We start from the raw sequence: 20,031 nt of genomic DNA on the forward strand, positions 1-20,031 counted from the left end.
GAGGAAGTCATCATGGAATTGTTTAAATACATGGAAAAATACGATTATGAACAATTGTTGTTTTGCCAAGATAAAGAATCGGGATTGAAAGCGATTATCGCTATTCACGATACAACGCTCGGCCCAGCATTAGGCGGTACGCGCATGTGGATGTATAACTCGGAAGAAGAAGCGATTGAAGACGCGCTCCGCTTAGCGCGCGGCATGACGTATAAAAACGCTGCGGCAGGGCTCAATCTTGGCGGCGGGAAAACGGTCATTATCGGCGATCCGCGCAAAGATAAAAATGAAGCAATGTTCCGCGCGTTCGGCCGCTTTATTCAGGGATTAAACGGCCGCTATATCACCGCGGAAGATGTCGGCACCACCGTTGCCGATATGGATATCATCTACCAAGAAACAGATTATGTGACAGGCATTTCACCGGAATTCGGCTCATCAGGCAATCCGTCTCCAGCAACGGCATATGGGGTGTACCGCGGCATGAAGGCAGCGGCAAAAGAAGCGTTTGGAAGCGATTCATTGGAAGGAAAAGTCATTGCCGTGCAAGGGGTTGGCAATGTCGCCTATCATTTATGCCGTCATCTTCATGAAGAAGGGGCGCAACTTATTGTCACTGACATTAACAAAGAAGCGGTGCAGCGCGCCGTTGAAGAGTTTGGCGCCAAAGCGGTGGACCCGAACGATATTTACGGCGTCGATTGCGATATTTTTGCCCCATGTGCGCTTGGAGGCATCATTAACGATCAAACGATTCCGCAATTAAAAGCGAAAGTCATTGCCGGTTCGGCGAACAACCAGCTAAAAGAGCCGAAACACGGCGATATCATTCATGAAATGGGCATCGTGTATGCACCGGATTATGTCATCAATGCCGGCGGTGTCATTAACGTCGCGGATGAGTTGTATGGCTACAACCGGGAACGGGCGATGAAAAAAATTGAGCAAATTTACGACAACATCGAAAAAGTATTTGCCATTGCGAAACGCGACGGCATTCCGACGTATCAAGCGGCAGACCGTCTTGCGGAGGAACGCATTGAAACGATGCGCAAGTCCCGCAGCCAATTTTTGCAAAACGGTCATCATATTTTAAGCCGTCGTCGCGGTCGTTAAGGACAATATAAGCGGAAGCGGAAAAGCATGAAAATATTTTCTGCTTCCGCCCCTAGAATGGAGGTAGCAACCGTTGCAAGAGCAGAAGTTTCGCATCTTAACCATTAATCCCGGATCGACCTCGACAAAAATTGGCGTGTTTGAAAATGAATGCTCCATTTTTGAAAAAACGATTCGCCATGACGCAGAAACGCTGCAGCGCTATCCATCGATTATTGATCAATATGAATTTCGCAAACAAACGATTCTAGACGCGCTCGATGAAGAGGGAATTAATCTTTCCAAATTAAGTGCTGTTTGCGGCCGCGGCGGGCTTTTGCGCCCAATTGAGGGCGGCACGTACCGCGTCAATGAACAGATGCTTGAAGATTTGCGCAAAGGCTATTCCGGCCAGCATGCTTCGAATCTTGGCGGCATTTTAGCTCATGAAATTGCTTCGGCATTAAATATTCCTGCCTTTATCGTTGATCCTGTTGTCGTCGATGAACTTGAGCCAATCGCCCGCATTTCTGGATTTGCGCTCATTGAACGGAGAAGTATTTTTCACGCGCTCAATCAAAAGGCGGTAGCGCGCCGCGTCGCCAAGCAGCTCGGCAAATCGTATGAAGAGCTCAACCTCATTGTCGCTCATATGGGCGGCGGAATTACCGTCGGCGCTCATAAAAAAGGCCGGGTAGTCGATGTCAATAACGGATTGGATGGCGAAGGCCCATTTAGCCCGGAACGCGCCGGAACTGTACCAGCAGGCGACCTCGTTTCTTTATGCTTTTCCGGCGAATACTTCCGTGATGAAGTGATGAGTATGCTCGTCGGCAAAGGCGGATTAGTCGGTTATCTCGGCACCAACGACGCGGTAAAAGTCGAAAAAATAATTGAAGCGGGCGATGAGAAGGCGAAGCTCGTATATAGTGCCATGGCCTATCAAGTCGCAAAAGAAATCGGAGCGGCAAGTGCTGTATTGGAGGGACAAGTCGACGCGATTATTTTAACAGGCGGTCTTGCTTATGGAAAACAGTTTGTGAAGGAAATTAGCGATCGCGTTTACTGGATTGCCGATGTCATTGTCCATCCCGGCGAAAACGAATTACAAGCGCTTGCGGAAGGAGCGTTACGCGTGTTGAACGGCGAAGAAAAAGAAAAAGTATATCCAAGCGGAAATGTGGTACACACAACCGTTTTGCGATAGAAAGGGGAAAAGGATATGGCAAAAGAATATGATCTCGTCATCCTTGGCGGCGGAACTGGAGGATATGTGGCGGCGATTCGTGCTTCCCAGTTAGGGTTAAAAACAGCCGTTGTCGAAAAAGGAAAGCTGGGCGGAACATGTCTGCATGCGGGATGCATTCCAAGCAAGGCGCTGCTGCGGAGTGCGGAAGTATATGCGCAAACGAAAAACGGCGAAACGTTCGGCGTCGTGGTAAACGATGTGTGCCTTGACTTCGCCAAAGCGCAGGCGCGCAAAGCAGCCATTATCGAACAGCTCCATAAAGGCGTCCAACACCTGATGAAAAAAGGAAAAATTGACGTCTATGCCGGCACTGGTCGCATTTTAGGGCCATCGATTTTCTCGCCAATGCCGGGAACGATTTCCGTGGAAATGAATGATGGTTCGGAAAATGAGATGCTCGTGCCCAAAAATGTCATTATCGCCACGGGTTCGCGCCCGCGGACGCTGCCGGGTCTTGACATTGACGGCAAATTGGTCATGACATCCGATGAAGCGTTGCAAATGGAAACGCTTCCTTCTTCGATTATTATCGTCGGCGGCGGTGTCATTGGCATTGAATGGGCATCAATGCTGAATGATTTCGGCGTTGACGTGACGGTGCTAGAATACGCCGACCGTATTTTGCCGACGGAAGATCACGACGTCTCCAAAGAAGTGGAAAAGCTCTTAAAACGCCGCGGCGTTACGATTGTGACAGAGGCGAAAGTGCTTTCAGAAACACTGGAAAAAGGAAACGGGGTCACGATTAAAGCGGAATATAAAGGCGAACAAAAAACATTTGCCGCCGAAAAAATGCTCGTTTCCGTCGGCCGGCAGGCAAACATTGAAGGAATCGGCATCGAAAATACAGATATTGTCGTAGAAAAGGGATTTATTCAAACAAACGAGTTTTATCAAACGAAAGAGTCGCATATTTATGCGATTGGCGATGTCATTGGCGGTTTGCAGCTAGCGCACGTAGCGTCTCATGAAGGGATCGTTGCTGTAGAGCATATCGCTGGCCAAAATCCATCACCAATCGACTATACCATGATTTCGAAATGCGTCTACAGCCGTCCGGAAGTCGCAAGTGTCGGCTTGACGGAAGAAGAAGCGAAAGCAAAAGGATATGAAGTAAAAGTCGGCAAATTCCCGTTTAAAGCGATCGGCAAAGCGCTCGTGTTTGGCGAAGCGGAAGGGTTTGTGAAAATCATAGCCGATCAAAAAACGAACGACTTGCTTGGCGTTCATATGGTCGGTCCTCACGTAACCGATATGATTTCCGAAGCGGGACTTGCCCGCGTCCTCGACGCGACGCCATGGGAGGTCGCGCATACGATTCATCCGCATCCGACGTTATCAGAGGCGATGGCAGAAGCGGCGCTTGCTGTGGATGGAAAAGCGATTCATTTTTAAGCGAATAAAGGGAGGTTGTTTCGATGGCAGAAAATCGTCACCAAGCGCTAGGCTTAAGTGATGAAACGGTATTGCAAATGTATGAAACGATGTTGTTGGCTCGCAAAATCGACGAGCGCATGTGGTTATTAAACCGTGCTGGAAAAATTCCGTTCGTTATCTCTTGCCAAGGACAAGAAGCGGCGCAAGTCGGCGCGGCATTTGCCCTTGACCGCACGAAAGATTACGTTTTGCCTTATTATCGTGATATGGGCGTTGTTTTAACATTTGGAATGACACCGACGGAATTAATGCTTTCCGCGTTTGCAAAAGCCGAAGATCCGAACTCCGGCGGTCGGCAAATGCCGGGTCACTTCGGGAAAAAGAAAAATCGCATCGTCACCGGCTCATCTCCAGTAACGACGCAAGTGCCGCATGCAGTTGGCATCGCGCTGGCGGCGAAAATGGAAAAGAAAGATTTTGTCGCTTTTGTGACGTTCGGGGAAGGATCATCGAACCAAGGCGATTTCCATGAAGGCGCCAACTTTGCCGGCGTGCATAAATTGCCTGTCATTTTCATGTGCGAAAACAACAAATACGCGATTTCCGTGCCCATTTCAAAACAATTGGCATGCGAAAAAGTATCGGACCGCGCCATCGGCTACGGCATGCCGGGCTATACGGTAGACGGAAACGATCCGCTTGAAGTGTACAGAGTTGTCAAAGAAGCAGCGGACCGCGCCCGCCGCGGCGAAGGACCGACATTGATTGAAACGGTTTCCTATCGTTTAACCTCGCATTCTTCCGACGACGACCAACGCGCATACCGTTCCGAAGAAGAGTTGGAAGAAGCGCGCGCCAAAGATCCGATTATTTCGTTTGCGAAATATTTGAAAGAAGTCGGTGTATTGACAGATGAACTGGAGAAAGAAATTCACGACCGCGTCATGAAGCAGGTGAACGAAGCGACGGATTATGCAGAAAAAGCGCCGTATGCAGAACCAGAACATGCCTTAAAGTACGTATACGCAGAGAAGTAAGGGGGAATGGACGATGCCAGTGATTTCCTATATTGATGCTGTGACGATGGCGATTCGTGAGGAAATGGAACGCGACCCGCGCGTTTTCGTATTAGGGGAAGACGTGGGCAAAAAAGGCGGAGTATTTAAAGCGACGCAAGGATTGTATGAACAGTTCGGCGAAGAGCGAGTCATTGACACTCCGCTGGCTGAATCCGCGATCGTTGGCGTCGGCATTGGCGCGGCGATGTACGGACTGCGCCCGATTGCCGAAATTCAATTTGCCGATTTCATCATGCCGGCGGTCAACCAAATTATTTCTGAAGCGGCCCGCATTCGCTACCGTTCAAACAACGACTGGAACTGCCCGATCGTCATCCGCGCCCCGTACGGCGGCGGCGTTCACGGCGCATTATATCATTCACAATCGGTGGAAGCGATTTTTGCGAACCAGCCAGGTTTAAAAATTGTCATGCCATCGACTCCATATGATGTGAAGGGGCTTTTGAAGGCAGCGATTCGCGATGAAGATCCGGTTCTTTTCTTTGAACATAAGCGCGCGTATCGTCTGATTAAAGGCGAAGTGCCGGAAGACGATTACGTATTGCCAATCGGCAAAGCCGACGTTAAACGCGAGGGCGACGATATTACCGTTATTACGTATGGGTTATGCGTTCATTTTGCGCTGCAAGCGGCAGAACGGGTAGCGCAAGATGGCATTTCCGTTCATATTCTTGATTTGCGTACGGTATATCCGTTAGATAAAGAAGCGATTATTGAAGCAGCAAGCAAAACAGGAAAAGTGCTTCTGATTACGGAAGATAACAAAGAAGGAAGCGTCATGAGCGAAGTGGCCGCCATTATCGCTGAACATTGCTTGTTTGATTTAGATGCGCCAATTATGCGCCTTGCCGGCCCAGACGTTCCGGCGATGCCATACGCGCCAACGATGGAAAAATTCTTTATGGTCAACCCGGATAAAGTGGAAAAAGCGATGCGCAAGCTAGCAGCGTTTTAAGCAGGCGGATTTTTGCGATTCAAAATGCAGATTTGAACGGAGATAGGAGGTCATCTACGTGGCAATTGAACAACTTACCATGCCCCAGCTTGGGGAAAGCGTCACCGAAGGCACGATCAGCAAATGGCTCGTTTCCGTCGGCGACAAAGTCAATAAATACGATCCGATCGCCGAAGTCATGACCGATAAAGTAAACGCGGAAATTCCTTCGTCATTTACGGGCGTGATCAAAGAAATTATCGCGAAGGAAGGAGAAACGCTGTCGGTTGGCGCCGTGATTTGTACAATGGAAGTGGAAGGAGAAGGAACAGCAGCGGAAACGAAACAAGAGGAAGCACCGAAAGCAGAAGAAACAAAGGAAGAAGCTGCCCAAGCTCCGAAAAAAGCGGATCGGGCCAATAAAGGGCGCTATTCGCCAGCCGTTCTTCGCCTCGCTCAAGAACATAATATTGATTTGGAGCAAGTGCAAGGAACGGGGCTGGGCGGACGGATTACGCGCAAAGATTTGTTAAAACTCATTGAATCCGGAAATATCCCGAAAGCCGGTGGGCAGCCAGCCGCTTCGGCCCAGCCTGCACCGCAGCCGACACCAGCGCAGGAAGCGCCAAAAGCAGAACCAGCAGCTGCTCCAAAACAACCGACGGCTCCAAACGTCCCTGTTCAAGCAGGAGACATCGAAATTCCGGTCACACCGGTGCGCAAAGCGATCGCCGCGAACATGCTTCGCAGCAAGCACGAAGCTCCGCACGCCTGGACGATGGTCGAAGTCGATGTCACAAACTTGGTTGCATATCGCGACTCAATCAAAGACGAATTCAAAAAACGCGAAGGCTTCAATTTAACGTATTTTGCCTTCTTCGTCAAAGCGGTCGCCCAGGCGCTCAAAGAATTCCCGCAGCTCAACTCGATGTGGGCGGGCGACAAAATCGTGCAGAAAAAAGATATCAATATCTCAATCGCCGTTGCAACAGATGATGCGTTATTCGTGCCAGTCATTAAGCACGCCGACGAAAAATCAATCAAAGGCATCGCCCGTGAAATCGCCGAGCTCGCCGCCAAAGTGCGCGCCGGCAAACTCCGCCCGGAAGACATGCAAGGCGGCACGTTTACAGTGAACAACACCGGCTCTTTCGGTTCGGTGCAATCGATGGGCATCATCAACTATCCGCAAGCAGCGATTTTGCAGGTCGAATCGATTGTCAAACGCCCGGTTGTCAAAGACGGCATGATCGCGATCCGCGACATGGTGAACTTATGTTTATCGCTTGACCACCGCGTTTTAGACGGTCTCATTTGCGGCCGCTTCCTGGCGCGTGTCAAAGAGATTTTGGAAAACGTATCGAAAGACAATACGCCGATTTATTAATATAGGAGAACCTCACCGCAAATTCGTTTGTGGTGAGGTTTTTCGTGTTATAATACTCTTTAATAGAAATTTCTCTTAGAAAAAATGATTTATTATTACGGAAGTGATGGAACAGGAAAAATGAAAGCCGATAATTGTTGGTATGCATTGCAAGAATATACGGCCCATGGCATTGTTTTTGTTTTAGCGTCTATGAAAAAGCAAATGGAATTTGATCGATTTTAGGCTTTGTCTTTTCGCAAACGTTTTTTGTTCGTTGCTAGAACGACGCACATGTACTACAATAAAAAATATCAGTAATATTTTTAAAAGTGAAAAAGAAAGCGGTTTCTATGGATGGGAGAAAGCACTGAAAAGGGGGAAAACATAGTGAGCGATATTTCAACGATGAAAAATGTGACGTTTCCCGCTCCAAGCTTTGCGGAGTGGAAGCAGGAAGTGGAAAAGTCATTAAAAGGGAAACCGTTCGAAAAATTGTATTCGACTACATATGAGAATATCACGATTCAGCCTATTTATACGCGCCATGATGTAGAGAAGCTTGCCTATATCGAACAGTATCCCGGTTTTGCTAATTATATCCGCGGCACCAGGCCAAATGGATATATCAAAGAACCTTGGAAAGTAAGCCAGGAAATTTCCGCAAGTAGTCCAACCGAGTGGAACGAGATCGTCAAACATGATTTGGAAAAAGGGCAAACGGAAATCCATATCGTATTGGAGCGGTTAGGATTTCCAGTTACATCGCTTGACGATATCGAAGCTATGTTTTCTGGTATTTCATTGGATACGTATTCGCTTCGCGTCGATGCGGGAGCACAGTCGCTTTCATTTTTAGCGCTGTTCGCCGCTTATTTGCAACAACGGCAAATACCGTTTAATACGGTGCGTGGAACGATTGGCATGGATCCCATCGGCGCGCTGGCGGAAACAGGAAAGCTCTCTCCATCGGTTGCGGCTTTATATGATGTCATGGTGGATGTAACGAAGTGGGCGCAAGAACATATGCCAAACGTAAAAACGGTGATCGTCCGCGGCGAGCCGTATCATAATGGCGGAGCGAACGCGGTGCAAGAGCTGGCTTTCGCCTTTGCAACAGCAGTGGAATATATCCGTGCTTGCTTAGATAGAGGAGTGGCGGTTGATGCCATTGCGCCGCGAATCCAGTTTTCGTTCTCTGTCGGTTCCAACTTTTTTATGGAAATCGCCAAGCTTCGCGCGGCAAGGCTCATTTGGTCCAATATTGTCAAAGCGTTTGGCGGCAGTGAGTCATCGCAAAAAATCGCGATGCATGCACGCACGTCCTATTTTACGAAAACAGTGTACGATCCGTATGTCAACATGCTTCGCGCGGCGGCCGAGGCGTTTGCGGCAACGGTTGGCGGCACAGACAGCCTTCATGTTTCTCCGTTTGACGAAGCGATCGGCCCAGCTGATAGATTTTCGCGGAGAATTGCCCGCAACACGCAGCTGATTTTGTTGGAAGAAGCGCATATCGCCAATGTCATTGACCCGGCTGGCGGTTCGTACTATGTGGAAACGTTGACGGCTCAAGTGGCGGAAGAAGCGTGGAAGCTGTTCCAGCAAGTTGAAGCAAGAGGCGGCATCGTTCAGGCGCTCGCGGACGGCTTTGTGCAGGAGCAAGTGGAAGCAGTTGCAAGGCAGCGCAAGAAAAACGTCGAAACGAGAAAAGAAAAAATTGTCGGCACCAATTTTTACGCGAACTTGGCGGAAGCACCGGTTGAAAAAACGAATATAAGCAACGAACATCAGCGGTCTTCATCCGTCATCAACAAAGAGCATGCTGCCGCGCTGCAGGCGGGCTTTGCCAATCAGCAATGGATCAAAACGGCAGTTGACATGGCTTTGCGCCGAGCAACCGCTCGGGAAATCGAAGCAGCATTGAAAACAGAGGAAGCGTCCATCCATGTCAAGCCGATTACACAATGGCGCCTTGCCGAACCGTTCGAACGGCTGCGCAAAGCTTCGGAAGCCTATATGAAAAAATACGGTTCTCGCCCTGCCGTTCATCTCATCAATATCGGAAATATTCCAAACTATAAAGCGCGCGCCGATTTTATTACCGGCTTTTTTGAAGCCGGCGGGATGGCTGTTGAAAAAAGCGAAGGCATTCATAGCGCTGAGGAAGCGGTGTCAGAAGCAATCAATGCAAACGGGACGCATTATGTTATTTGCGGCTCGGATGAAAGCTACACTGATATTGTTCCGGCGATCGCCAAAGCGTTCAAGCAGGCAAAGCCAAACGCGAAGCTATATGTCGCCGGAAAACAGCCGGCCGATATCGAACAGACTTTCATCGAGGCTGGGGTCGATGGCTTTATCCATATCGGTTCGAACTGTTATGAAATGATTGTATCGTTTATGAAAGAGATGGGGGTGGCCCTCAATGAATAAACAAGTTGATTTTACCAATCTTTCGCTAGAAATCACAAAACAAACGGCAGATGAGCGACAATGGAAGCGGGAGATTGAAGGCAAGGTGCGGGCATCCATCGATGACCTGCTGTTTCAGACGAATGAGCATATCGCCATTAAGCCGCTTTATACGAAAAAAGATATCGAAGATTATGATTTTCTTGATTATATGCCGGGAATCCCACCGTATTTGCGCGGGCCGTATCCGTCGATGTACGTGAATCGGCCGTGGACGATCCGGCAATATGCGGGGTTTTCGACAGCGGAAGAAAGCAATGCCTTTTACCGCCGCAATTTGGCGATGGGGCAAAAAGGGCTGTCCGTTGCCTTTGACCTTGCCACCCACCGCGGCTATGACTCCGACCATCCACGCGTCGTCGGCGACGTCGGCAAAGCAGGGGTGGCGATCGATTCGGTTTTGGATATGAAGATTTTGTTTGACGGCATTCCGCTTGACCAAATGTCGGTGTCGATGACAATGAACGGCGCAGTGCTGCCGATTATGGCGTTTTATATTGTTACGGCCGAAGAGCAAGGCGTCACGCAAGACAAGCTTTCCGGGACGATTCAAAACGATATTTTAAAAGAATATATGGTGCGCAACACTTACATTTATCCTCCGGAAACGTCGATGCGCATCATTGCGGATATTTTTGAGTACACTTCAAAATACATGCCAAAGTTTAACAGCATCAGCATTTCCGGCTACCATATGCAAGAAGCGGGGGCGCCGGCTGATATTGAATTGGCGTATACGCTCGCTGACGGATTGGAGTACGTGCGCACTGGCTTAAAAGCAGGAATTGATATCGACTCTTTCGCGCCACGGCTTTCCTTCTTCTGGGCGATCGGCATGAATTATTTCATGGAAGTTGCGAAAATGCGCGCGGCGCGCATCATGTGGGCGAAAATGATGAAAACGTTCAACCCGAAAAACCCGAAATCGCTCGCATTGCGGACGCACTCGCAAACATCGGGATGGAGCTTGACCGAACAAGATCCGTTTAACAATGTCGTGCGCACATTGATCGAAGCGCATGCGGCGGCGCTTGGCCATACGCAGTCGCTCCATACGAACGCGCTCGATGAAGCGATCGCGCTTCCGACCGATTTCTCGGCGCGCATCGCCCGTAATACACAGCTTTACTTGCAAGATGAAACGGGGATTTGCAATGTCATTGACCCATGGGCAGGTTCTTATTATGTAGAAACGTTAACGAACGAATTGATGAAACGGGCGTGGAAGCATATTGAAGAAATCGAAAGCCTTGGCGGCATGGCCAAAGCAATTGAAACGGGGATTCCGAAAATGCGCATTGAAGAAGCGGCGGCAAGACGCCAAGCACGCATTGACTCCGGGGCGGAAACGATCATCGGCGTCAACAAATACCGTCCGGAAAAAGAAGAACCGATTGAAATTTTAGAAGTCGACAATACGGCGGTGCGGATGCGCCAGATTGAAAGATTAAAACAGCTGCGCGCCTCCCGCGATGAGCAAAAAGTACAAGAGGCGCTTGACGCGATTACGAAAGCGACGGAAACAGGAGAAGGAAATTTGCTTGAATTGGCCGTGCAGGCGGCGCGCGTCCGTGCGACATTGGGCGAAATTTCGTATGCGATTGAAAAAGTAGCGAAACGCCATAAAGCGGTGATCCGCTCGATTAGCGGCGTGTACAGCTCCGAATTCCAAAATGAAGAGCAATTTGAACGCGTCAAAAAAATGACCGCTGAATTTTATGAACTGGAAGGGCGCCGCCCGCGGATTATGATTGCGAAAATGGGGCAGGACGGCCATGACCGCGGAGCGAAAGTGATCGCGACGGCGTTTGCCGATTTAGGATTTGACGTCGACATCGGCCCGCTGTTCCAGACGCCGGAAGAAACAGCGCGTCAAGCGGTTGAAAACGATGTCCATGTCGTTGGCATCAGCTCGCTCGCCGGCGGTCATAAAACGCTGCTGCCGCAATTGGTGGAAGAACTGCGCAAGCTTGGCCGCGAAGATATTATCGTTGTTGTCGGCGGCGTCATTCCGCCGCAAGATTATGAGTTTTTATATCAACACGGCGCATCTGCCATTTTCGGGCCGGGAACAGTTATTCCAGTTGCCGCCGAAAAAGTGATCGAAGAAATTTATAAACGTCTCGGTTACGAGGAAGTGAGCCAATGAGCGACGAACGAACACAGCGCCCCGAATGGGTGGAAGAGGACAGGGGAGACGAATTTGCCACTACGTATGTGAAAACGGCTCCTCCGTCTGCCCCAAAGCGGTGGGTGAAACGAAAAGAACGGTCCGTGGAGGAGTATGTCGCCGGCGTGCTAAACAATGACCGCACGATTTTGGCGCAGGCGATCACCTTGGTGGAAAGCAATGCCGCGAAGCATATGGACATCGCCCAGCAAGTGCTAAATAAACTTTTGCCGCACGTCGGCAAGTCGATCCGCATCGGCATCACCGGTGTGCCGGGAGCGGGGAAAAGCACGTTCATCGAAGCGTTTGGCACGTTTTTATGCGAAAAAGGCCATCGCGTCGCTGTGCTGGCGGTCGATCCGAGCAGTTCCATTACCGGCGGCAGCATCCTCGGCGATAAAACGCGGATGGAAACGCTGGCCCGCCATCCACACGCTTTTATTCGTCCGTCCCCGTCAGGCGGAGCGCTTGGCGGCGTGCACCGCAAAACGCGGGAAACGATGATGCTTTGCGAAGCGGCGGGCTATGACATCATTTTAGTCGAAACGGTCGGCGTCGGGCAAAGCGAGTTTGTCGTTCGCGGCATGGTCGATTTCTTTTTAATGCTGGTGTTGACCGGAGCAGGTGACGAATTGCAAGGAATGAAGCGCGGGATTATGGAATTAACCGATGCGATTGTGATTAACAAAGCGGATGGCGACAATAAGCTGAAAGCGTTGGCGGCCCAAAAAGAATACAATCAATTTCTCCACTATTTGCGTCCAGCAACGCCGGGCTGGGAAACAAAAGCGTATACGTGCTCGGCGCTTTTAGGAGAAGGCATCGAAGAGATTTGGAACGTGATTGAGAAGTTTGTGGAAACGACGAAACAGTCGGGCGTGTTTGATATGCGCCGGCGCCATCAACAAAAAGATTGGATTTACTCGATGATTAAAGATTATTTAGAAACAAGTTTCTTTTCCCATCCTGCGGTAAAAGAGAAGCTGCCGGTCATTGAAAATAAGGTTATTTCTGGAACACAATCCGTTACTTCCGCGGTACGGGAACTCATTAAGATATATGAAAGTAGGTCATAATGGAAAAATGTGATACGATAGGAGAAGGAGGTGTTTAGCATGTTTCAATTTCCACTATTTAATGATATTGTGGAACAATCACGCCGCGAAATCGTGGAAGCTGGCTTTGAAGAGTTGCGTACTCCTGAAGAAGTTGATGCGGCATTCAAGCGTCCAGGCACAACGCTTGTGATGATTAACTCGGTATGCGGTTGTGCGGGGGGCATTGCTCGTCCTGCGGCGGCACACGCGATTCATTATGACAAACGTCCAGACCATCTTGTAACCGTATTTGCCGGACAAGATAAAGAGGCAACGGCGCGGGCAAGGGAATATTTTGAAGGACAGCCGCCTTCTTCTCCATCTTTCGCTTTATTAAAGGATGGCAAGCTTTGTATGATAATTCATCGCCATGAAATCGAAGGGCATGAGCCGATTGAAGTCGTTCAAAAGCTGCAGGCGGCATTTGATCAATATTGTGATGAAGTATAACGGAGCTGAAAAATTCAGCTCCGTTATTTATTTGCTTGTTATTTTCAAAAAGTAAAAATGATTTATTTATAATAAAAAAATGAATTGCATAATTATTACTCAATGTGTTAATATACAAAACGTAGAATATATATTCAAAAACAAAGTGTGTATTATTAATCTTTAAAACTTATTCATAATATTATAAAAATTATTTAGTTTTTTTGAGCAGAGAGGGAGAGACACCGTATGAAAAAATCGTTATTGGTTCTTATTTCTAGCATTCTATTAATTGGTTTGCTCTCGGCGTGTGGCACAGGGGGGCAGAAAAACGGAAGCGGGGAGCAAAAGAAAGTATTAAAAATGGGCACTTCCGCCGACTATGCGCCATTTGAATATATTGATACGGCGAAAGGGAATGACATTATTGGCTTTGATGTCGATTTGGCGAAAATGATTGCGAAAGAATTGGGATATGAAATTCAAATCGTGGATATGGATTTTACTGGTCTTATCCCAGCACTGCAGTCGGGAAAAGTCGATTTTGTGTTGGCGGGAATGACACCGACGGAAAAACGCAAGAAAAGCGTTGATTTCTCGGATGTGTATTATGTAGCGCGAAACATGATCGTTTCCAAAAAAGGAAGCGGCATTAAAACGGTCGAAGATTTAAAAGGAAAAACGGTTGGTGTTCAAACTGGCTCGATTCAAGAAGGAGAAGCAAATAAAATTGCAAAGACAGTTGACATGAAAATTGAAAGCCGAAACCGCATTCCGGAGTTAATTCAAGAGATTCAAGCAGGGCGCTTTGATGCAGCGATTATCGAAGATACAGTCGCAAAAGGGTATTTGAAAAATAGCAATGGCAAATTAGAAGGGCACACGATGCCAACAAGCGAACAAGAAGCAGGCTCCGCTATCGCCTTCCCGAAAGGTAGCAAGCTGCGCGATGAGTTTAACAAAGTATTGCAAGAAAAAATGAAAAACGGCGAAGTGGACAAGTTGATAAAAAAATGGTTTGACCAGTAAAGTTATGCGTTCAAAAAGGATCTGATCTCCTTTTTGAACGTTTTCACTATGTTGCAAGGAAGGATGAAGGGTCGCGTGAATTTAGATTTTTCGCAAATTGTTCCATCAATTCCGTATATATTGCAAGGAATCGCGGTTACGTTAAAAATTGTCGTTTTTGCGGCGTTGTTAGGGTTTGTGTTTGGAGTTATTTTAGCGTTAATGAAGATTGGCGGAATGAAGGTTTTGACATGGTTTGCCGATGCCTATACATCCGTGTTTCGCGGCACGCCGCTTGTATTACAGCTTGTTCTTATTTATTTTGGAATACCGCAGCTTACCGGTTTTGAAATTGACGCGTTTCCCGCAGCGGTCATCGCGTTTGGGTTAAACTCTGCCGCCTATGTCTCTGAAATTATCCGTGCCGGCATTTTAGCCGTTGATAAAGGACAGCGGGAAGCGGCGCTGGCACTTGGTGTTCCATATAAGCTAATGATGCGAGACATTATTTTGCCGCAAGCGCTGAAAAATATTTTGCCAGCATTGATGAATGAATTGATTACATTGACGAAAGAATCTGCGGTTGTAACGGTAATTGGAGCGATGGATGTCATGCGGCGTGCTTACATCGTTGGCGGACAAGTTTATCGGTATATTGAGCCGCTATTGATTGCTGGATGTATTTACTATGTTTTAGTCATGCTTCTTACGCTACTTGGCAAAGCGTTAGAAGGGAGATTGAGAAAAAGTGATTAAAGTCGAGGATTTGCATAAATCGTTTGGGAAATTAGAAGTGTTAAAAGGAATTACGACAACGATTAAGCAAGGCGAGGTAGTGGCGGTGATCGGTCCATCCGGGTCGGGAAAATCGACGTTTTTACGCTGCTTAAACTTGTTGGAGGAACCGACGCGGGGGAGAATTTGGATTGGTGACCAGGAAATTACGGATAAAAAGACAAATATTATGAAAGTGCGCCAGCATGTCGGCATGGTGTTTCAACATTTTCATTTGTTTCCACATATGACCGTGCTTGAAAATGTCACGTATGCCCCGATTAAAGTAAAAGGAATGACGAAAGCCGAAGCGGAGGCAAAAGGCATCGAGTTGTTGAAAAAGGTCGGATTGGAACAAAAGGCAAACGAATATCCAAGCCGGCTGTCGGGCGGGCAAAAGCAGCGCGTGGCGATTGCAAGGGCGCTTGCCATGTCGCCGGATGTGATGCTGTTTGACGAACCAACGTCAGCGCTTGACCCGGAAATGGTCAAAGAAGTGCTTGAAGTAATGAAGTCGCTTGCCCATACGGGAATGACGATGGCGATTGTTACTCATGAAATGGGCTTTGCCCGTGAAGTCGCCGACCGTGTATTGTTTTTAGACGGCGGTCAGCTTATCGAGGACGCACCGCCACATGAATTTTTTGCATCTCCGAAAAGCAAGCGGGCTCAAGAATTTCTTGAAAAGATGTTATAATGAAGTACAATAAAAAGATGGTCCTTGGATCATCTTTTTTAATTTTGGTCAGGGGAATGAAGAAATGGTGAAAATCGGATACCGCACAGCGAAAACAGCAATAGGCACCGCGCTTTCGATTAGCATCGCCCAGCTAGCAGGGTTACATAATTTTGCCTCTGCTGGCATCATTACGATTTTATGCATTCAAGTCACAAAAAAACGATCACTGCAAACGGCATGGGCTCGCTTTGTCGCCTGTGTCGTAGCGATGTTGTTTTCTTATATCTTTTTCCGAGGGATCGGCTATTATCCGTTTACGGTCGGACTATTGCTTCTCTTTTTTATTCCGACGACCGTATGGCTGAAGGTAAATGAGGGGATCGTCACCAGCTCGGTTATTATTCTCCATTTGTATGCAGCAAGGCAGTTTGCATGGTCCATTATTTTCAATGAGCTGCTGCTGATTGTCATCGGCATGAGCGTGGCGCTGTTGATGAATATGTATATGCCAAGCGTAGAAAAGAAGCTTAAGGAATATCAGCGCATTGTCGAAGATTTATTCCGCATTATTTTAAAAGAGATTGTCCGCTATTTGCGCACAAATGAAACGGATTGGGACGGAAAAGAATTGCCGCTTGCGGCCGAGATACTGCAGCAGGCAAAGCAATTGGCGCTGCGCAATGTCGAAAATCGCATGCTGCGGTACGAGGACGAATATGTTCATTATTTTCGCATGCGGGAAAGACAGCTGGAAATTATAGAAAGAGTGCTGCCGCTTGTTACTTCGCTGACGTATACGGTGGAGCAACGCATGATGATCGCCGATTTTATCGACAAATTAAGCGATGCCATTCATCCGGGCAATACGGCCGACCGTTTTCTCCGCGAGCTTTATGATATGCGAAAACGGTTTGAAACGATGCCGCTTCCAAAAACACGCGAAGAATTTGAAGAACGCGCCGCGCTATTGCATTTAGTAAAAGAGTTGGAGCAATATCTAATTATTAAAAGTCAGTTTGGTATATCGGAAAGGAAAAAATAAACTTCCGCTTTGATGGGCGAACGATGCATGCTTGCCCTGCGTTTGTTTCACACTATAACAAAACAACGGAAAAAGGGTGAAACAAAATGGTACGCTTTCTGCTAGCAGCCATGTTGTTCGTTTCTTCGTACTTGCCGTTTCTTGACTTTTCCGCGGCGGAGATAACTCCGTTGATCATTATCAATAAGACAACCAATAAAATGGCCTTTATCCGTAACGGAAAAATTGAATCGGTATATCCAGTGGCGACGGGATTCAATGCGTCATTAACGCCGGAAGGGCTGTTTACCGTGACGGTGAAAGCGAAAAATCCGTATTACCGCAAAAAAAACATCCCAGGCGGTGCGCCAAACAATCCGCTTGGAACGCGATGGATCGGTTTTGATGCGCGAGGAACGGGCGGCCGCATATATGGAATTCACGGCACCAACAACCCGGCCTCCATCGGAAAATATGTCTCGCTAGGCTGTGTGCGCATGTATAATCAAGACGTCGAACAGGTATACGAAAAAGTGCCGATCGGCACAAAAGTGCTGATTATCCGCAGCAATGAATCGTTTTATTCGATTGCCAAGCGATATGGGGCGCTTTGACGAAAAGGCAAGCTTCCTGATCACGGAGCCTGCCTTTTTCGTGCAGACAAAGCGACCTGCTGAAAAACGGTTAACCCCTCCACCTCCGCTTTTCTAATTAAAACCACATGCTAATGCCGGCTAAAATCGTGGTAATAAGCATGGAAATCAACATTAAATAAACGACGAACTTTTGTGTTTTCCGGGACATTGTATTTCCTGGTTACTAAAATCTATAAAAATCGACTTCTCGTGATGGAACCGGGAAACACCGCTTGCCGCTCAGGAAACACCTGAGTTCCATCAGGAAGGGAATCCCCTTGTTATTCACCTGCCGTGAAAGACACCCCGTGGCCCGCTGTCAGCGACGGTGCCTGTCGCGTACCATTCCTTCCCTTGGTCCGTACACGACAACGATTTTAGCAACCAGGTCTACACCTCCTTCTGCAAGACGGGCGTTTCTGTTTACCATTGTACAGTGGCGGAAAAATAAGGACAAGGGAAAAAACTTGTCCATGATTGTCATGAAAAAGCAGGATTTTTTGTCGAAAGAGCGAACATACATAATGTTCACATTATTTTAACAGCAAAGGGGATTGACGATGAACGTAAAAAAGGTTGATCATGTCGGCATCGCCGTTAAATCGCTTGAGAAAACGCTGCCATTTTATGTCGATATACTGCAGCTAAAATTTCTCGGCGTGGAGGAAGTGGAATCGGAAAAAGTAAAAGTCGCCTTTTTGAAAGCGGGAGAAACGAAAATCGAACTGTTAGAACCCACATCGCCGGAAAGCGCGATTGCAAAATTTATCGAAAAGCGCGGTGAAGGGATTCATCACATCGCGCTTGGAGTGGACGATATACAAGAACGGATCAACGAGTTGAAAGAAAAAGGAATTCGCATGATTCAAGAGACGCCAAAGCGCGGCGCCGGAGGGGCGCTTGTCGCCTTTATGCATCCGAAGTCAACCGGAGGAGTTTTGTACGAACTTTGCGAGAGAAAGGATGCGGAGGTGTAAGCGATGGCTGATATGTATGACAAAATTAATGAGCTGTATGATCGGCGTCGCGAAATCGAGCTTGGCGGCGGCGATGATAAAATTGAAAAGCAGCACGCCAAAGGAAAACTGACCGCGCGCGAACGAATTGATTTGCTTCTCGACGAAGGGACGTTTGTCGAGTTGAACCCGTTTATTGAACATCGCTGCACCGATTTTGGTCTTGATGGAAAAAAGGGCCCTGGAGACGGCGTTGTGACCGGATACGGGAAAATCAACGGCCGCACCGTATTTGTCTTTTCACAAGATTTCACGGTATTTGGCGGCGCGCTTGGAGAAATGCACGCGAAAAAAATCGCCAACATTATGGATTTAGCGGCTAAAACGGGAGCGCCAGTCATCGGTCTGAATGATTCCGGCGGCGCGCGCATTCAAGAAGGGGTATTGTCGTTAGACGGATATGGGCATATCTTTTACCGCAACGCCATTTATTCCGGCGTCATTCCGCAAATTTCCGTCATTATGGGACCATGCGCGGGCGGCGCTGTCTATTCGCCAGCGATCACCGATTTTGTATTCATGGTCGAAAAGACGAGCCAAATGTTTATTACAGGCCCGAAAGTGATCGAAGCGGTGACGGGAGAAAAAATTAGCGCTGAAGATTTAGGCGGTGCCCGCGTCCATAACACGATCAGCGGCAACGCCCATTTTTCCGGAGCAACCGAGGAAGAAGTGCTCCATCAAGTACGGCAGCTATTAAGCTATTTGCCGCAAAACAGTCAAGAAAAACCGCCGTTTGGCCCGATTCCAAACGAAGACGACTATCGTCCCGATTTAGCCGATGTCGTGCCGATTGATGCGGTCCGGCCGTATGACGTGCGCAACGTCATTTTGCAGGTTGTCGATGAAGGCTCGTTTATGGAAGTACAAAAAGATTTCGCGAAAAACATCGTTGTTGGCTTTGCCCGCATCAAAGGCGAAGTCGTCGGGCTGGTGTGCAATCAGCCGAAATTTATGGCCGGCGGGCTTGACATCGATTCGTCTGACAAAGCAGCGCGCTTTATCCGCTTCTGCGATTCCTTTAACATCCCGCTTATTACGTTTGAAGATGTCACCGGCTTTTTCCCGGGCGTCAAGCAGGAGCACGGCGGCATCATCCGCCACGGCGCGAAAATTTTGTATGCGTATTCTGAAGCGACGGTTCCAAAAATTACTGTCATTTTGCGGAAAGCATACGGCGGCGCGTATGTGGCGCTTAACAGCAAGTCGATCGGTGCCGACGTCGTCTATGCGTGGCCGAACGCCGAAATCGCCGTGATGGGGCCGCAAGGAGCGGCGAACATTATTTTTGCCAGCGAAATCGAAAACAGCCCGAATCCGGAAGAAACTCGGGCGCAAAAGATTGAAGAATATCGGCAAAAGTTTGCCAACCCATATGTCGCCGCCAAATACGGCATGATCGATGACGTCATCGACCCGCGTGACACGAGAATCAGGCTTATTCAGGCGCTGGAGATGCTCCGACATAAACACGAGGAACGCCCTCAGAAAAAGCATGGCAATATTCCGCTATAAAATAGTAAACCCCGCTGTCCATTCGTGGCAACGGGGTTGATTTATTCGCTTCTTATTCTTCAAAAACAATTTTTCGCAATCATTGGCAAAATCGGTTATACTTTTAAGTGAG

Annotated in this window: 18 protein-coding genes; 17 read left to right on the plus strand and 1 reads right to left on the minus strand. The window is 48.1% G+C overall.

The window, feature by feature from the left end; translation table 11 throughout:
* Positions 1–12: 12 nt before the first annotated feature.
* The 15 genes from HT574_RS13765 to HT574_RS13835 all read left to right on the plus strand — a co-directional run bounded on the left by HT574_RS13765 (position 13) and on the right by HT574_RS13835 (position 17,367).
* Positions 13–1,116: a leucine dehydrogenase gene (locus HT574_RS13765; protein WP_175245040.1), complete on the plus strand. Its 1,104-nt coding sequence runs from the start codon at positions 13–15 to the stop codon at positions 1,114–1,116.
* Between the two features lie 73 nt (positions 1,117–1,189).
* Positions 1,190–2,302 carry a butyrate kinase gene (buk, locus tag HT574_RS13770; protein ID WP_175245041.1) on the plus strand — a complete coding sequence of 371 codons (1,113 nt, stop codon included), beginning with the start codon at positions 1,190–1,192 and terminating at the stop codon, positions 2,300–2,302.
* A gap of 15 nt (positions 2,303–2,317) precedes the next feature.
* Entirely contained in the window at positions 2,318–3,739 is a 1,422-nt protein-coding gene (gene lpdA / locus HT574_RS13775; protein WP_175245042.1) for a dihydrolipoyl dehydrogenase, read from the plus strand.
* 23 nt (positions 3,740–3,762) lie between these two features.
* Complete coding sequence (locus tag HT574_RS13780) at positions 3,763–4,758, plus strand: thiamine pyrophosphate-dependent dehydrogenase E1 component subunit alpha (protein WP_017435233.1); 996 nt, start codon at positions 3,763–3,765, stop codon at positions 4,756–4,758.
* A 13-nt stretch (positions 4,759–4,771) separates the two neighbouring features.
* On the plus strand, positions 4,772–5,755 hold the full coding sequence (locus HT574_RS13785; protein ID WP_017435234.1) for an alpha-ketoacid dehydrogenase subunit beta: 984 nt from the start codon (positions 4,772–4,774) through the stop codon (positions 5,753–5,755).
* A gap of 58 nt (positions 5,756–5,813) precedes the next feature.
* Entirely contained in the window at positions 5,814–7,121 is a 1,308-nt protein-coding gene (locus tag HT574_RS13790) for a dihydrolipoamide acetyltransferase family protein (protein WP_175245043.1), read from the plus strand.
* Positions 7,122–7,490: 369 nt separating this feature from the next.
* Positions 7,491–9,536: a methylmalonyl-CoA mutase family protein gene (locus HT574_RS13795; protein WP_175245044.1), complete on the plus strand. Its 2,046-nt coding sequence runs from the start codon at positions 7,491–7,493 to the stop codon at positions 9,534–9,536.
* Positions 9,529–11,724, plus strand: coding sequence for a methylmalonyl-CoA mutase (gene scpA, locus HT574_RS13800; RefSeq protein ID WP_175245045.1), 2,196 nt, complete (start codon positions 9,529–9,531; stop codon positions 11,722–11,724). Before HT574_RS13795 ends, scpA begins: the two co-directional genes overlap by 8 nt.
* Complete coding sequence (gene meaB, locus HT574_RS13805; protein WP_175245046.1) at positions 11,721–12,821, plus strand: methylmalonyl Co-A mutase-associated GTPase MeaB; 1,101 nt, start codon at positions 11,721–11,723, stop codon at positions 12,819–12,821. The genes scpA and meaB overlap by 4 nt, the downstream gene beginning before the upstream one ends.
* 39 nt (positions 12,822–12,860) lie before the next feature.
* Positions 12,861–13,292, plus strand: coding sequence for a BrxA/BrxB family bacilliredoxin (locus HT574_RS13810; protein WP_175245047.1), 432 nt, complete (start codon positions 12,861–12,863; stop codon positions 13,290–13,292).
* Positions 13,293–13,520: 228 nt separating this feature from the next.
* Positions 13,521–14,300, plus strand: a complete 780-nt coding sequence (locus HT574_RS13815; protein ID WP_175245048.1) for a transporter substrate-binding domain-containing protein — start codon at positions 13,521–13,523, stop codon at positions 14,298–14,300.
* A gap of 75 nt (positions 14,301–14,375) precedes the next feature.
* Positions 14,376–15,035 carry an amino acid ABC transporter permease gene (locus HT574_RS13820; RefSeq protein ID WP_017435242.1) on the plus strand — a complete coding sequence of 220 codons (660 nt, stop codon included), beginning with the start codon at positions 14,376–14,378 and terminating at the stop codon, positions 15,033–15,035.
* A complete protein-coding gene (locus HT574_RS13825) occupies positions 15,028–15,750 on the plus strand; it encodes an amino acid ABC transporter ATP-binding protein (RefSeq protein WP_175245049.1) in 723 nt (240 codons plus the stop codon). Before HT574_RS13820 ends, HT574_RS13825 begins: the two co-directional genes overlap by 8 nt.
* A 64-nt stretch (positions 15,751–15,814) precedes the next feature.
* Positions 15,815–16,774, plus strand: a complete 960-nt coding sequence (locus HT574_RS13830; RefSeq protein ID WP_175245050.1) for an aromatic acid exporter family protein — start codon at positions 15,815–15,817, stop codon at positions 16,772–16,774.
* A gap of 86 nt (positions 16,775–16,860) precedes the next feature.
* Entirely contained in the window at positions 16,861–17,367 is a 507-nt protein-coding gene (locus HT574_RS13835) for a L,D-transpeptidase (RefSeq protein ID WP_175245051.1), read from the plus strand.
* A 97-nt stretch (positions 17,368–17,464) separates the two neighbouring features.
* Here the strand turns inward: HT574_RS13835 and prli42 are convergent, their stop codons facing one another.
* Complete coding sequence (gene prli42, locus HT574_RS20245; protein ID WP_017435246.1) at positions 17,465–17,557, minus strand: stressosome-associated protein Prli42; 93 nt, start codon at positions 17,555–17,557, stop codon at positions 17,465–17,467.
* Between the two features lie 391 nt (positions 17,558–17,948).
* Between prli42 and mce the strand changes: the two genes are divergently transcribed.
* Both mce and HT574_RS13850 read left to right on the plus strand, forming a co-directional pair.
* Complete coding sequence (mce, locus tag HT574_RS13845) at positions 17,949–18,365, plus strand: methylmalonyl-CoA epimerase (RefSeq protein ID WP_175245052.1); 417 nt, start codon at positions 17,949–17,951, stop codon at positions 18,363–18,365.
* 3 nt (positions 18,366–18,368) lie between these two features.
* Positions 18,369–19,919, plus strand: coding sequence for an acyl-CoA carboxylase subunit beta (locus HT574_RS13850; protein ID WP_175245053.1), 1,551 nt, complete (start codon positions 18,369–18,371; stop codon positions 19,917–19,919).
* Positions 19,920–20,031 lie beyond the last annotated feature (112 nt).

Source organism: Parageobacillus sp. VR-IP, assembly GCF_013357975.1.
Classification (GTDB): domain Bacteria; phylum Bacillota; class Bacilli; order Bacillales; family Anoxybacillaceae; genus Saccharococcus; species Saccharococcus caldoxylosilyticus.